This window comes from Indibacter alkaliphilus LW1 (genome assembly GCF_000295935.2).
Classification (GTDB): Bacteria; Bacteroidota; Bacteroidia; order Cytophagales; family Cyclobacteriaceae; genus Indibacter; species Indibacter alkaliphilus.
On the sequence record NZ_ALWO02000026.1, the window covers coordinates 1 to 13,986 of the forward strand.

Annotated in this window: 14 protein-coding genes; 7 read left to right on the forward strand and 7 right to left on the reverse strand. The window is 37.4% G+C overall.

Features of this window, described 5'->3' with window-relative positions:
- Nucleotides 1–97 precede the first annotated feature (97 nt).
- Nucleotides 98–565 carry a hypothetical protein gene (locus tag A33Q_RS07105; RefSeq protein ID WP_152527388.1) on the forward strand — a complete coding sequence of 156 codons (468 nt, stop codon included), beginning with the start codon at nucleotides 98–100 and terminating at the stop codon, nucleotides 563–565.
- The gene (locus A33Q_RS07110; protein WP_009036074.1) at nucleotides 562–1,491 is read left to right on the forward strand and encodes a beta family protein; all 930 of its coding nucleotides are present in this window, start codon (nucleotides 562–564) and stop codon (nucleotides 1,489–1,491) included. Before A33Q_RS07105 ends, A33Q_RS07110 begins: the two co-directional genes overlap by 4 nt.
- Before the next feature lie 144 nt (nucleotides 1,492–1,635).
- Here the strand turns inward: A33Q_RS07110 and A33Q_RS07115 are convergent, their stop codons facing one another.
- From A33Q_RS07115 to A33Q_RS07145, 7 genes are all read right to left on the reverse strand, one after another.
- Nucleotides 1,636–2,421, reverse strand: coding sequence for a sce7726 family protein (locus tag A33Q_RS07115; RefSeq protein WP_009036073.1), 786 nt, complete (start codon nucleotides 2,419–2,421; stop codon nucleotides 1,636–1,638).
- 27 nt (nucleotides 2,422–2,448) lie between these two features.
- Complete coding sequence (locus A33Q_RS07120; RefSeq protein WP_009036072.1) at nucleotides 2,449–2,907, reverse strand: hypothetical protein; 459 nt, start codon at nucleotides 2,905–2,907, stop codon at nucleotides 2,449–2,451.
- Between the two features lie 9 nt (nucleotides 2,908–2,916).
- Nucleotides 2,917–3,885, reverse strand: a complete 969-nt coding sequence (locus tag A33Q_RS07125; RefSeq protein WP_009036071.1) for an AAA family ATPase — start codon at nucleotides 3,883–3,885, stop codon at nucleotides 2,917–2,919.
- Between the two features lie 637 nt (nucleotides 3,886–4,522).
- Nucleotides 4,523–5,326, reverse strand: a complete 804-nt coding sequence (locus A33Q_RS07130) for a competence protein CoiA (protein WP_016254851.1) — start codon at nucleotides 5,324–5,326, stop codon at nucleotides 4,523–4,525.
- A gap of 45 nt (nucleotides 5,327–5,371) precedes the next feature.
- On the reverse strand, nucleotides 5,372–5,773 hold the full coding sequence (locus A33Q_RS07135) for a helix-turn-helix domain-containing protein (protein WP_009036069.1): 402 nt from the start codon (nucleotides 5,771–5,773) through the stop codon (nucleotides 5,372–5,374).
- An 85-nt stretch (nucleotides 5,774–5,858) separates the two neighbouring features.
- Nucleotides 5,859–6,083, reverse strand: coding sequence for a hypothetical protein (locus A33Q_RS07140; protein ID WP_009036068.1), 225 nt, complete (start codon nucleotides 6,081–6,083; stop codon nucleotides 5,859–5,861).
- A 3-nt stretch (nucleotides 6,084–6,086) separates the two neighbouring features.
- Complete coding sequence (locus A33Q_RS07145) at nucleotides 6,087–7,370, reverse strand: hypothetical protein (RefSeq protein WP_009036067.1); 1,284 nt, start codon at nucleotides 7,368–7,370, stop codon at nucleotides 6,087–6,089.
- Nucleotides 7,371–7,646: 276 nt separating this feature from the next.
- Between A33Q_RS07145 and A33Q_RS07150 the strand changes: the two genes are divergently transcribed.
- From A33Q_RS07150 to A33Q_RS07170, 5 genes are all read left to right on the forward strand, one after another.
- Entirely contained in the window at nucleotides 7,647–7,952 is a 306-nt protein-coding gene (locus A33Q_RS07150) for a hypothetical protein (protein ID WP_009036066.1), read from the forward strand.
- Between the two features lie 58 nt (nucleotides 7,953–8,010).
- Nucleotides 8,011–9,054 carry a HEPN domain-containing protein gene (locus A33Q_RS07155; RefSeq protein WP_009036065.1) on the forward strand — a complete coding sequence of 348 codons (1,044 nt, stop codon included), beginning with the start codon at nucleotides 8,011–8,013 and terminating at the stop codon, nucleotides 9,052–9,054.
- A gap of 332 nt (nucleotides 9,055–9,386) precedes the next feature.
- Nucleotides 9,387–9,959: a hypothetical protein gene (locus A33Q_RS07160; RefSeq protein ID WP_009036064.1), complete on the forward strand. Its 573-nt coding sequence runs from the start codon at nucleotides 9,387–9,389 to the stop codon at nucleotides 9,957–9,959.
- Between the two features lie 218 nt (nucleotides 9,960–10,177).
- Nucleotides 10,178–12,613 (forward strand): TonB-dependent receptor, encoded by a 2,436-nt coding sequence (locus A33Q_RS07165; RefSeq protein ID WP_009036063.1) that lies wholly within the window; start codon nucleotides 10,178–10,180, stop codon nucleotides 12,611–12,613.
- Nucleotides 12,610–13,659: a DUF4249 domain-containing protein gene (locus A33Q_RS07170; RefSeq protein WP_040490191.1), complete on the forward strand. Its 1,050-nt coding sequence runs from the start codon at nucleotides 12,610–12,612 to the stop codon at nucleotides 13,657–13,659. The genes A33Q_RS07165 and A33Q_RS07170 overlap by 4 nt, the downstream gene beginning before the upstream one ends.
- The last annotated feature ends 327 nt before the right edge of the window (nucleotides 13,660–13,986 follow it).

Sequence of the window (13,986 nt, forward strand, 5' to 3'; positions counted from 1 at the left end):
CATGGTCAGACCGAAATATCCAGACCCAATAAGTGATAGGTCATTGGTCAAGGAAGTGCTTTTTTTGGTTAATAATCTGTTTAAAAAATTTAGCGAATTGGGATATTTTCTGAGGGGTGGAATAGACTATGGCTGGATGTTGGATGAAAAGGATCTGGCGTTGGGAAATCCATTAGCAACTGCCTATCAAATTGAAAGCAAGTACGCAATCTATCCAAGAATAGTAATTTCAGAGGCTTTTAAAGATCTTTTAGAAGAGGAAGGAGTTGATTTCGTGAATTTGATACGCAGAAAGTGCGAAATTTACTACATCAATCCTTTTTATAGCGTAGTCCAATCAGGGGATAAGATTGAATATTTTAAGGAATATAAAAAGCTTTTGGAAAAAACAATTAAGGGAAATCAAAAAAAGGAGCAGGTTTATATAAAGTATGAATGGCTTGTAAGGGAGTTTAATTGGTTTTTGGGTCAGTACACTAAATTTGCTGGCTTAATTGAGCCAGACATTGAACTTGAATCTGATGAAATCAAGAGAATTAAAAGATTGAAAATTAAAATATCATGATAGAAAACCTTAAATATGTCCCAATTTTCCGTGCAAGACAACAGGAAATTGCATTGCTAAAAGAATTTGAATTCGGAGAGTTTATTAGCCCTATGGTTGAAATTATTAAGGAAAAAGACAGGAAGAATAATCAGCTTTCGTCATCTACTATTTACCAGGAATTAATAAATGAAATAAATGCAGATAAAGTATTTTTGAGTCTTCCTACCTACATCAAGATAAGTAGTAGTACCCATTCCGATGTAATTACTTTTTCAAGAAAAGTGCTTGAAAATATGGATTCCCGAATATCCTTCTTAAAACAGTTTTCTTCCCTGGATAAAGTAATTCCAGTCATTTCTTCCCTATTGGCTAAAACCGGAGAAATAAATACTATAACCAAACAATTCGAAGCACTAAAAGATGATTTTGAAGTTCTGGCTTATCAAACCTTCCCATCAACTTTTGAACAAGATTTTCAAGAAATCCAAAACTGTCTAAGAGAGAAGGTAGATGTGTTTTTTTATGATTTAGATAATGTCAATATAACTAGTCCAGTTTTTAAAAAACAAAAAAGTAAAATAGCTTTGATAAACCCTGATGGAAATAGAATTCTTTGTCGGAGTGCCATAAACAAGGACATTCAGAATGTCACCCTAGTTCATGAAGAAATTATAGATGATGCCGATAACAGTCTTGTGGAGATGTATGAAGGACAAGGCTTTAACGGATTTGGAGACTATGTTGGAATAAAAAAAGATGAACTAACAGCAGGTGGTACCATTAGTCCAGGATTTATCTTATATGATCCAGCAGATAATCTCTATTACGGGTTTAAGGGAAATTTGAAAAAGCTGGAGGAGTTTGAAACTACCATTGTTCCAGCAGTCTTCAATAGTCATGTTGTAAAAAAATCTTCAAGAAAAAGAACCCCAATATTTAAATAATAATCCGGGTTTTATCACATTACGGGCGATTTCTGAAAAGAAGGAGTCAGGGAAAAACCAAGCTAAATTCAAAAAGGTTTCAATGGGTCATTATTTACATTGCATTAAAACGTCCTTGGAAGAAGGGCGAAAAATACCATTGGTTTAACCATAAATTAATTCAGGTTCGATGTTGTGATGATAAAAATATTGGTAATCTAATGGGAAAATCTCCTTTTTACGTGAGGTTAGAAAAGCCCATTTTTTGGCATATCTTTTCTTTAACATTAATTTGAATTGTTGATTAATCTGCTTTGGGCTTAACTCCTTCAAGATCTTTTTTGGATCCGATAAGCCACAAAAGGTCTCTAGTTCCTTCTTGTTGAATAAGTCAATTTGAGACTTTGGGCAAATCTTGTTATTTTTTTTTGGCTTCCTTTTGGTAACAAAAAAACCGTTCCGTTCGATAATAATTCCATAATTACTGGGAAGAACTTTCCGTACATGCGAAAGATGATTTGAACCAATTACCACATTATTATATTCAAATAATTTTAGATAATCCATCGATTGCTTTTCGAGTTTTAGGATATTGTCTACTTCAGATTTAATTTCATAACTTACCGTACTTCCATTAATTTTAAGAAAATCCAATCGGCTGTTTAGGGCTTTAACTTCTAACGCCGCAACCATATCTTCTCCAACATATTTTTCGATCATTAAGCTTTTAAGGTAGCTTTCTCCAAAATAACTATTGATAACAGATTGATTTATTAGATAATGGAGCTCCTTCTTTGACAAAGACACAACCTGAAGGTCTGGAAAAACTGCTAATACCAAATCCTCTAACTCTTTTCTGGTTTGCAATGCATGATAAGATCTTCCTAACTGCATTGCTGTAGTTGAAGGTAGAGGGGCTAGAGAGTGTTCAGCAAGCAAATGACTATGCATTTTTTAACTTTTTTATTTCAACTTCCTTCAAAATACCTTTAAAAGGCGGTTATGATTTCCTTCATCCGCTAACGGCGAAGAATCTAAAGTAAAATAGCGCAAAATTAAATCTATTTTCAAATAAAAAATTATAGATGGTAACTTGGTCTTTAGCTTAGAAAGATTGATCGAACTGATCGTTTTTTCCTGACCATCTCCCTCTATTACCTGTTTTAAAGAAGCAATTCTGATATCTCCTGCTTTTTTTTCAAATTTCTTGATATCGAGTTCAAAACCGGGAAAAGTTTCAAGCTCCACATACACGAAATCACCAGGTTCACCTTGCCAAAAATCTAAAAAAGCTTCTTCAAATTCATTCTTTAGCTTACTCCCGTGCTGGGTTTGATCGATGTTTTTGTTTGTGTTAAACCGACCAGTTCCTAAGGGTGTAAAGCTTATGGATCTCGCTTTATTCTCTAAAAAAATATGCTTAAAAAATCCATCCATGTGTTTTGATTAGTAGATCCTCTTTCTAGCCATTATAAACTGAATTATTTTTTCTTCGGTTACATGATTTTCTCCATAGAGCAAATAATCTTTCCAGATATCTTCGCATATTTTATGCATTTCAGCGTAGCTCAATCCCATAGATTTTTTGGAGAGCTGGTCTAGGTCCATCGCTTCTAGGACTCCTATCTCTGCTAACCTAGCGCAGAAAATTTGTTTGATTTGTGCCTCCGAAGGGTTAGTGTAATGAATGATATCGTCAAACCTTCGGAAAAGGGCGGCATCCAAACTTTCAGGTAAATTAGTAGCGGCAATAATCAAACTATTTGATTTGTCTTTCTCTATCTGTAATAAGAAACTGTTTAATACCCTTTTGATTTCGCCCACATCTTGAGTCTGAGTTCTGGTGCTACCAATGCTGTCAAATTCATCAAACAGATAAACAGCCCTAAAATCCATCATGGCATCAAAAATCAACCGAAGCTTGGCTATGGATTCACCAAGGTATCTGCTAATCAGGCCATCCAACCGAATGACAAATAAGGGAAGTCCTAATTCTCCAGCTAAGGCATGGGCAGTCATGGTTTTCCCTGAACCTGGAGGGCCCACAAGAAGTAATTTTCGTCGGGGTTGCAGATTATGGCTTAATAACTTATCCAAATGCCTTTGTTCGTGGATGACTTTAGCCAAGGTCTCCTGAATATCCTTGGAGAGCACCATGTCTTTCAATCTTGTGTCCGGACTGACCAATTCCAAGAGGTCATTCAGCTCTTTTTGGGCCGCGTTTACAGGTAGTCTTTTGACAACAGCTTTGGAAGATTTACTCTTATCAATCAATTTTTTTAATTCCTCAGCCAGTGCAACATGCCCTTTTCTAGCTTCAGAAGCGGCAATTTGCATAGCTGTAGCATAGAAGCGGGACTCATCCCCTTCTCCAAATGATTTGATCAATGTTTTTATTTGTTCTGCCGCTGCCATGATTGGGATAACTTAAAATCCATACTCTAAGATATAAACGTAAAATAATACAATATGCCTCAACAAGCCATGAAATATCTTAGTTTCTTTTTTTTTGAAGTATTAATGTAATCTGGAATGGAGTTTTTTTGACTGGTCCTCAAAAATTCATTTAAAGATAGTCCTTATCCGTTTTTTCTAAACAAATTATCAGATCTCCATTTTCCGAAAAATTTGATTCTGTTATGCTTAATAGATCATTTGCTCTCAAAATTTCAAGATTTTGCATAATCCAATCTTTCATCTGATTAAATGCTTTCCCATTTGAATATGGAATCACCAATTTTATATTTTTATAGGAGGTTTTTAAGAGTTCGAGAAAAATGCCGATGTCTAATTTATATACTTTAAAGCTTGAAAACTTGAATTCAAAATGTTCGTTCGTTCCTCACTTTCTTCATTTACCCACTCAGCACCGCACAGCAAAAGTATTCCTTCATTCGCTTCCGTTGCTCTCCAGCTCTTTTAGTCATACACTTGCTTAAACCAGCCCACCACTTGGTTTTAACAAGTCTAATAAATGTATGCTTGGCGATAGGATTAAAGATCACGGTCATATTTAGTGAAAGCATGAGCTAAATGAAAAAAGGATTGAGAACTATCTACCTACGTAAAAAATCTTCCTGTTTGGAATATTTGAATTGTTAATCTCACCAAACTGACCAATTCGAAATTCTCTAAAATCAACCCCAATCTTATCCCGCATAATTTCCTTTTTTGTTTTTAATTTCTTCCCGTAAAAATACTGTTCCTCACCATCTGAATAAAAAGAACTATCTTCAGAAAATACGTCAGCCAACTCAACCCATATAAAGGAGGGTCTTGTAGGATTCCAAAAGTATAACCTACCTAAATAAGCTTCATGCAGCCATAACTCCATAGCATTTAGCTTTGTAACATTTCTGATTGGTTTGCCATATGGTGTTACAATTGTATTACAAATGAACCTTGAGAGATTATATTTTAAAAGCCATAAAACATATATTGAATTTTTAAAATACAAACTCGTTCTCCTTTTGATTTCATCAACCGTAAGTACAGATGATTGAACCTCAATGGCTATGTTATTTCCTTTCATTGTCTTCAAAAATACATCTGCTCTTTGACTCCCATTAAACAACGATTTTTCCAATTCCAATTCTCTAAAATTGGAGGAATAAGTCTGCTTTAAATAGTTATAGATGGAGATTTTTGTATCGTAATGCCACTGACTTTCTTTGGTAGCATTTGGGCAAAGAGTCTCTTTTGACTTATGCTTAAAATGTGGTTCTCTTAAGCGTGCTGTAGAATTATGATGGATTACTGGCAATTTACAACATGGGCAGTAATATTCTTCTCCTTCAAGTTTCTCTTCAAAGGCAAAAACTTTTTCATGATTACTTTTCCTAATTGCAACTATCACTAGTCTTTTCTATTTATCTTATCGAGCTAAGAACTTTCTCTTTTGTTATTTTATCAACCGCTCCAACCTCGCCATCATCTCATCCTTCTCTTTCAGCATCCGCTCATACAAAGCAATCTTCTCCTCATGGAGTTGGATTAGCTTTTCAATAGGATCAATATTAAAAATAGCACCTGAATTACCAATAAAGGCTTCTTTATTGAAAGTGTTAGATATTACATTCACCGCTTGCTCCTCATCAAAGTTCTGAATGGCCTCTACCGGAATTCTAAGGATTTCAGAAACCTGCTTTAGAATATCTTCTTCTATGATCTCTCGCTGTTCCAGCAAAGAGATTTTCTTTTGGGACCAGTCTTCGCCGAGTTCATGGGCCAGCATTTCCTGCTTGATGCCAAGCATTTCACGGAACCTTTTGATATTTCGGCCTTGATGGATTTTTTGCTGCATGGGTTAATTTTTGATTACTAAATCTAATTTAGTGAAAAGTTTACAATTTGAATGCTTAAAACAAATGAAAATAAAAAAGCTGTCTTTAGACAGCCTCTTCACTTTTTTCAATCTTCTTTTTGGATTTTTCCAATTGGATTTTGACAGCTTCGATGAATTTATCTGACATGATTTCTGCTGCATCTTCAGCAGATATATCTGCCGAAAACTCCTTTGGTTTTTGTATTTCCGGATTCATGAGTCTAAAGAGCTTATCCAAGTAGCTTTCTTGCCTTGGATTTTCATAAATATTTGAAAACAGATTTTCCATGAGTTAAATGTTCAGATAATTTTGAATAAAAGTCGGGTTGAATTTTGGATCAAAATAATGTTTTCTTTTGATCCACACAAAACCATCTCCTTTTGAGATGATTGCCACATCCACTGGTCCACCTACGCTTTCCTGTGCGAATGTAATTCTTCTTTTGAGGTAAGTCAAATAAATAAGACTTTCCGCCATTTCTGCTAGGTCCTCTTTTGATAATGTTGCCACCGCAGACATTAAGGGGTTTATATATTTAAACTGTTTAAAATTGTCATTGGTTTTTCTAAGTTCATCAATTATCGCTGAATTATCAATTCTTTTTATTTGTGCGGCAAGATCTGGATTCGTGCTTTTTAAGGTATCATATAGTAATTCATTGTACTTTTCTAAAGACATTTGAAAATTTTTAATAATAGTACTTTCATAAGTTGGGTCAATACCACTTAAAATTGTTTCAATCACATCCTTTTGTGCAAAGGGGATAATCGCCGATTGATTTTTCACTGATATTTTTGCAACATTGCCGTCCTCAACAGTATACTTCAATCTTTTTCCTATCGGAAAAGAGATTTTCAATGAGGTTAAACTTGGAAAAATATCATCTTCCCCAAAACCAGTGAATACCAACCCTGTATGGATAAGGAAAACATTTTTTGAAATAATAGCTAAAAAAATAAGATGGAGGATTTTGTTAAGTAAACTTTCTTCAAGCTTGATCCTTTTTCGGTCAAACAGAGATTTGATGAAATCTTGTACTTTAGTTTTATGACTTTTTAAGAATTCTTCAAACTCATATCCCTCAAAATCAACACAAATTTTATTCTGATTGGAAAGGATTCTTATGTATTCATCTACAACTTGTGAGATGGATAGCAATATTTCCTTTTCTATTTGAGGGTTACCTTTACTAAGGCTATTGTAAACCCGCCTAAAAATGTCTTTTTCAAATAAAGCAATGATAAATCCATTGATCGATTCCAGATAGTTGTCCTCCTCGTCAAAAAAGTTGTTATTTCTTAAAAACTGGATAAAGTCATTTTGGTAGTCCTGAAGCCTTGGGAATGATTTATCCCCCATCTTGTTCCTGTATACTTTAATTATTGTTTCCCAAGGCACTCCTAGAAAAGTGGCATTATTATAAATCATAATTCCAACCGGGTGGAATTTTGAAAGAGTGAAAATTTTGTTGGCACCATTAAAAATTTTTGTACCAAGCCCATTTCCAATGGTCACTGCGCTATCTGCTGCAATTGCCACTGCCTGTTTATTTAAAACCCCAACAACTGCTGTCATAAAGTTTATTAAAAATTAAAGTCTACAAAATGTTTTAATAAAGTTTCAAAGTATAAAAACTCAAGAGCTTAGTCAAATATTTTTATTGTTTTAATCTAGATAGTGTTTTCAAGAAAATTAATGGATGTTAAGGCTTATACATTATTCAAAATTTTAGGTTTGAGGAATTTATGTCTGAATAATTTATCCTCCTGCAGAATACCATATCCCCGACCCTTTGCTGAGTTTGCATCATGCCTGAAAGTCAGGTAAGCTTCATTTTTAAACTAAGATATTATGATAAAAGATGAATTGATTATTAGATTGATCCAGCAGGATTTTAAGCACCTACAGTTGATTTTGGAAATGCAACAGATTGGTTTTGAAGATGATGGGTTTCATGTCCTCAATATTCTGGATGTCATTCTTGATATTTTGGAGGTTGAAAAAGTAAGTCCTTTTATAGATGATATATATGATATTTATTATGGGTTTAATAAAGTCCTGCTGGAAATCCCAATTTCCTTTGAATCAGAAGAATTAATTCCTATTGCTACCGCATGTTTTCAAAAAATCAAAGAACGGTGTGCTATTCGACGATAGGGATTCTTTGAAATCAATTTAAAATTTCCAACACAGTCATCTAGCAAAAGAATTCAAGATGTGCGCAAAGAACATTATCCCACAACTCCCAATTTCATTTGCTTCTCCCGAACTTAAGGATCCTAGCAGACAAAAACTTTGGCAGCTGTTCAAGTCTTGGACTTTGGACAAAGAGAGAGATCAATCAGCAAACTCGGAAAAGGAAATGTTACTTTTCTATGAGGACTTATTGGCACTCTTGGATCAGGTATTTGATCCCGTTCCAGAGACACATGATAAGCCCGAAAATGAAGCGTTTTCGAATCCTCCAAGCCCCTATTTTGAACAATTGATCACCGCCCTCAAAATCCTGGTAGACCCTGAAATGATCTTCGTCTTTGAAATTCCTCTTGATGACAATTCAGAAATCAAGTGTCGCAAAGAAGTCTATATGGTCATCAAACACCAAGAACCATCCAAAATGGAAGCCATACAGGGTTTGTTGACTTTTTTGCTTTGCAATAAGCAGGAAGTTTGCATTCACCCCATCACAATAGGGTACCTTAACAAGGAACTGAAAGATGGCAATATATTCTTCCTGACCCACATCACTCAAACCAACCTGATATACAAAAAGGCTGATGCCATTGAACTCCAAGAATGCAATATTCAGCACTACCCTCAGATATTAAGTCATGCTAAAACCGTAATTGAAAATGGATGGGCCACGGCAGACCTGTTCCTGAAGCATGCTGAAATGGAGAACAAGAATGGTAATCAGGGTTTGTCCCTATTTTTTATCCACCAGTCCATTGAACTCAGATTACGGGCCCTGGTATTGGCTTGGGAAAGACACGAAAAGAAAACCCATGAGATCAGAATCATGATCCGGTCTTGTCTGAAATTCATTCCAGACCTAGCAAAAGTTTTCCCACAAAATTCCGAAGAAGAATGTAGGATCCTCAAACTCCTTGAAGATGCCTATTGCAAAACCAGGTACAAATCCTGCTTTCCTGTTAATCAGGAAGAGGCAAATGAACTTTTGCAGCGGGCACTTCAAATAAAAAGTCTTTGTGTAGCCCATTACCAGATGTATTTTGAAAGGATTTTAATTGAGTCCTGAACTGTGGGAATTCACAGGTGATGTTTTTCTATCAGATTTTTTTTGATGCCCAAGATTCCTTTTGTTCGGTTGATGTTCCGGCTAAGCTCGAATCTTGCTTTTTCATCAAAGCATTCAGGAAATCCAGCTGTACCTTTGTAAGGTGTACAGGATCAATCTATTATGGGGTCTTAAAGTTTTTAGCGTGTTGATTTGTGGGTAACCCCTTTCTTATTTTGCCAATTAATCACCAAAGCAATCATTATTTTAAAAATCCTGTAATAATAAAATTCTATACCGAACCTATTTTTTAGTTTTTCGTGTCTTTAGGTACAACCAAACCATGACGTCCTATGAAAAACCTAGCGCCGATTCTCCTGTTGACAATACTCTTCTGTGCATGCACCAATTTCAACAGAGCAGTCAATACCAAAAAATTTACAGTTCCTGATGAGCCTATAGATAATTTTATGGTATTATTCGTGGAGTATGGGGATGAAATCACGCGCCTGGATGAGGAGCATTACATTAAGGCTATCAAAGGTAAGTTCAATAATCTCGAGCATCAGCGGTTTAGAGACCATATGGCGGAGCTTTCCTGGAATATCTTTTCGCCTACGCTTTCATTTGATTACAGGAGAGTCTTTGAAGTGCACCAGGATTATAGCTTTGAAGAGTTTCAGAAGGGCTTGGACCAACCCAACCTGGAGTATGTGCTGCTGATTAATATGAAAAACAATGATGCTATGGGAGAGGTACTCCGAAGGAATTTCCAGGTTTTTTTGTTTGATAAAAATCAGCCAAATCCGATTTGGACAGGTTTTGGATACCACAATCCTGGGAATTTAAACCAAAGGGGTACAGCGAGAAGGTTATTGAATAGGATCAAAAAAGATCTTATAAGAGATGGATTGATCATGGGTTAAAGAACCCTGCTTAATCAAATTGTTACTGTATAAGATTAAACCTGCCAGTTTTTTTAGCCAAGTCTACAGAAATCATTTAATGCACAAAGCAAATTGGCGGGTTTTTCTATGCATTTCCGATCATGAAAAAGTAGGATTAATAAATCAAACAGTTAAAAATTTATTTTGCGCCGAATATTTATTTAATTTAGCTTCTAATAGATTGTGATAAAGCTAATATGAACAGAGTAAATATTATTTTTCAGAGGTTGAATAAAATACTTTTGTGTTGTTCATTGGTCTATTTCAGTTTCATTACTTCGGCTTTTGGGCAAAATGATTTTAAAGAGATCAGATTTCAGGCAGAAGAACATGAGAAAGGAAGTAGCTATTTTTTGACCGGGACGATCAGGGACCAAGATAGCGGGGAACCTCTTTCCGGAGTAGCAGTCCACATTGATGGATTTTTTACAGGAATCAACTCTGATAGTAGGGGGCAATATATTGTGAATTTGGATTCTGGGAAACATAGGATAGTCTTTAGGAAATTCGGAAAAGCAGCTGACTTTTATATCATTGAAATGTATGGGAATGGGATATTAGATGTTTCCCTTACTAGTTTGGATTTTAATCTGGATGTTTTTACTGTTTTTGCAGAAGAAAGGGACCGTAATGTGCGAAGTGCTATTACCGGACTTACCAGGATGAATATAGAAGAAATCAAATTGGTTCCTGCATTGATGGGCGAGCCTGATGTATTCAATGTGCTACAAGCCATGCCGGGTGTTACTTCAGTGGGAGAGGGATCGGCAGGGCTCAATATTAGAGGGGGGCAGGCTGACCAAAATCTGATCATGATGAATGAGGCAGTAGTGCTCAGTAACAATCATGCTTTGGGTTTCCTTTCCTCTTTTAATGGAGATGTCCTGCAAAACTTCTCCTTATATAAAGGTGCAGTCCCCAGTTATTTTGGAGGAAGAAGTGCCGCGGCTTTGAATATTGAAATGCGGAAAGGTGATTTTGAAGATTGGAAGTATGGCCTTTCCTTTGGGACGGCAACCAGCAAAATAATGCTTGAAGGTCCGCTAAATCCCGAAAAAACCAGCATGATTGCCGGTATACGTCGCTCCAATCTCAACTGGAAGCTTAATTCTGTAGATCAGTTTGATGTGAGAAACAGTGATGTGAGGTTTCATGATATTTATCTGGGCTTGAGCCATAAGTTTTCTGAAAAACATACTTTGGACCTAAGTGTACTGAATACTGGGGATTTCTTCCAGTTTTCCAATCAGTTTGGATTTGAATGGAACAACTTTGTTACTTCCCTGACTTCCAAAAACCTGCTATCAGACAGTTTTTCTTTGGTAGGGTTGCTGGCTTATGGATCCTTCAATAATGGTTTTTTTGATCCTGCGGAGATTGATGCTTTTAAGGTAGATAACGGACTTTATTACCTGCAAGGGAAGATTTCGGGACTTTGGACCAAAGATAATTTTGACCTGACCTTTGGTGCAGAGGGAATTCAATATCAAATGAGGCCTGAAACCTTGGCTCCTTTTGGTGAAAGTTCAGGGATTTTTGCAGATCGGGTAAATAAACAAAAAGGATTGGAGCTGGCACCTTTCGTATCAGGAGAGTGGAACCCTCATGAGAATTTCGCACTGACAGCCGGGCTTCGGTATTCTACCTATATACAATTGGGTCCTGATACGGTGTTTACCTATCAGCAGGGATTGCCTGTTTCCAGCTTGACAAGAACCGGTGAAGAAGTTTTTGGTTCAGGTGAAATGCTTCGATATGGGGGCTTTGAACCAAGGGGATCTTTTCGCTGGAGTATAGATGAGGCCAATTCTATCAAGGGAGGGTATTCAAAAATGTATCAATACTTGCAGACCATTTCCAATGCCACAGGTCCTACTCCCATTGATCTTTGGCAGCTGAGCACTGCTTATATCCTGCCACAAATGTCGCACAATTTTTCTTTGGGATACTTCAGAAATTTCGAAGAAGATGAGTGGTCGACTTCCTTGGAGGGTTTTTACAGAGCTACCCAAAATCAATTGGAATACAGGGATTTTGCAGATCTATTTCTCAACCCCGGTTTGGAGACCGAATTGATCCAAGGTGAAGGCAGGGCTTTCGGTGCTGAACTGATGATCCAAAGAAATCGGGGAGCGGTGACAGGTTGGTTGGCTTATACCTACAGCAGGTCATTTATAAGAACCTTATCCGAGTTTCAGGAAATTCAGGTCAACCGGGGGAACTGGTTTCCCACCAATTTTGACCGTCCCCATATTGTTTCACTGGTTGCCAACTTACATTTAGGAAGAAATAAGTCTTTGAATATGAATGTCAATTACTCCACAGGCAGGCCTGTCACTGCGCCTGCCACCAATTATGTAGTGGGTGGAGTTTTTATTCCGGATTTTGGGGATAGAAACCAATTCCGTATTCCTGATTACTTCAGAGTGGATCTCAGCTACCTGACCAATGGGATAGTAAGAACTTGGGATGACCGGTTCAATTTTTCTATTTACAATCTTCTCGGGAGAAGGAATGCCTATTCCGTTTTCTTTCAGCGGGAAGGGATGTCCAGAAGGTTGAGGCCCTATCAGGTTTCGATTTTAGGAGCAATATTTCCTTCTATCACCTACTCAGTAAATGTCAGCAAATGAAGAGATGGAAAAAGTTTATAGCGAGCATGTGGGTTTTTGTCGCAGTGGGACTGATGCCCAGTGCCTGTATTGATACCTTGGATTTCGGTACGGTTACCGATGAGGGGCAATTGGTGATTTATGGTTTGCTTACAGATGAGTTGGGGGTTCATCGGGTAGATGTTGGGCGAACAGACCTATTTGGTCTTTTGCCTAGAGGGGTGACTGATGCTACGGTGATTTTATTGGAAGAAAACGGGGGTTCCCATCTGTATAGACACACAGAAGAGGGAAGGTATGAATTGTATGATTTTCAGGCTGAGGATGGTGTGAAGTATGCAATCCAGGTAACATCTGGAGAGCAGGTATATCAATCGGAGTTTCAGGAATTGCCCAAACAGAGTGCTGAACAATCAGTGGATTATTCTTTTTTTACAGAAAGTGAAGGATTGAGGACCAGACCTTTTCTTTCTGTGGATGCCACGGTGACCTTGCCGGAGTCAGATGAAGATGTGTATCTCCGATGGGCATTGGAAGAAACCTTTCTCTGGGTGCGTTTATGGACAGGAGGCCCATTTACCCCTCCTCCTTCCAATTGTTTTATATATGATGATATAGATCCAAGTACCTTGCCATTGCTGACCTCTGCAGGTACAGGATCCCGAAATTTCAGTCTGAACTTGGGGAGCAGATTGGTAGATGATTCATTTTTGTATCCGTTTTTTGTCACAGTGCGACAGTTGAGTGTGAGTAGAGAGACCTTTGAGTATTGGGACAGAGTAAAGCAGGTCTTAAATAATCAGGGCTCATTGTTTGATACGCCGCCGGCACCTATTCAGGGCAATATCCGCAACACTTCGGATACAGATGAGAGGGTATTGGGGTATTTTGAAGTGGCCAAGGTTTCCATTTCAAGGGTTTTCACTACTTCGTCTGATGTTCCTTTTTTTATACCTAATCCCTGCGAAGGTGCGGGGAATCCTCCCGCTTTATGTTTCGAATGTGAAGCAAAGGCAATGGGTAGGAGGTGGACTACCGTCGCACCGGAATGGTGGAATTTCAATTGAGGGTTGAAGGGTTCACGCAGAGGAGGCAAAGGAGCCAAGGATCTCAGAGGATTGTTTTTGAATGGGTTTGATCGGGAGGATTTTGTTTCACGCCAAGACGCCAGGACGCAAAGGGATAATAATGAGTTATTCTGAAAATATTTAGAGACGGGAATTTCATCATAAGAAGGGAAAAGCTCACCTTGTCAACCCCGAGAATTTAACATTTAGGGGAATGTTCAGAAAGGCTAATGACAAAATTACGCGTCATGCTGAGCGAAGCTTGCGGAGTCGAAGCATCTCCTAAACAATGAGAGATTCTTCGCTCGTTCCTCACTACCATTGACA

Coding starts and splice junctions, on each gene's coding strand:
- A33Q_RS07110 (WP_009036074.1), top strand. CDS start 562: ATGATAGAAAACCTTAAATATGTCCCAATTTTCCGTGCAAGACAACAG.
- A33Q_RS07115 (WP_009036073.1), bottom strand. CDS start 2,421: ATGCATAGTCATTTGCTTGCTGAACACTCTCTAGCCCCTCTACCTTCA.
- A33Q_RS07120 (WP_009036072.1), bottom strand. CDS start 2,907: ATGGATGGATTTTTTAAGCATATTTTTTTAGAGAATAAAGCGAGATCC.
- A33Q_RS07125 (WP_009036071.1), bottom strand. CDS start 3,885: ATGGCAGCGGCAGAACAAATAAAAACATTGATCAAATCATTTGGAGAA.
- A33Q_RS07135 (WP_009036069.1), bottom strand. CDS start 5,773: ATGCAGCAAAAAATCCATCAAGGCCGAAATATCAAAAGGTTCCGTGAA.
- A33Q_RS07140 (WP_009036068.1), bottom strand. CDS start 6,083: ATGGAAAATCTGTTTTCAAATATTTATGAAAATCCAAGGCAAGAAAGC.
- A33Q_RS07145 (WP_009036067.1), bottom strand. CDS start 7,370: ATGACAGCAGTTGTTGGGGTTTTAAATAAACAGGCAGTGGCAATTGCA.
- A33Q_RS07150 (WP_009036066.1), top strand. CDS start 7,647: ATGATAAAAGATGAATTGATTATTAGATTGATCCAGCAGGATTTTAAG.
- A33Q_RS07155 (WP_009036065.1), top strand. CDS start 8,011: ATGTGCGCAAAGAACATTATCCCACAACTCCCAATTTCATTTGCTTCT.
- A33Q_RS07160 (WP_009036064.1), top strand. CDS start 9,387: ATGAAAAACCTAGCGCCGATTCTCCTGTTGACAATACTCTTCTGTGCA.
- A33Q_RS07165 (WP_009036063.1), top strand. CDS start 10,178: ATGAACAGAGTAAATATTATTTTTCAGAGGTTGAATAAAATACTTTTG.
- A33Q_RS07170 (WP_040490191.1), top strand. CDS start 12,610: ATGAAGAGATGGAAAAAGTTTATAGCGAGCATGTGGGTTTTTGTCGCA.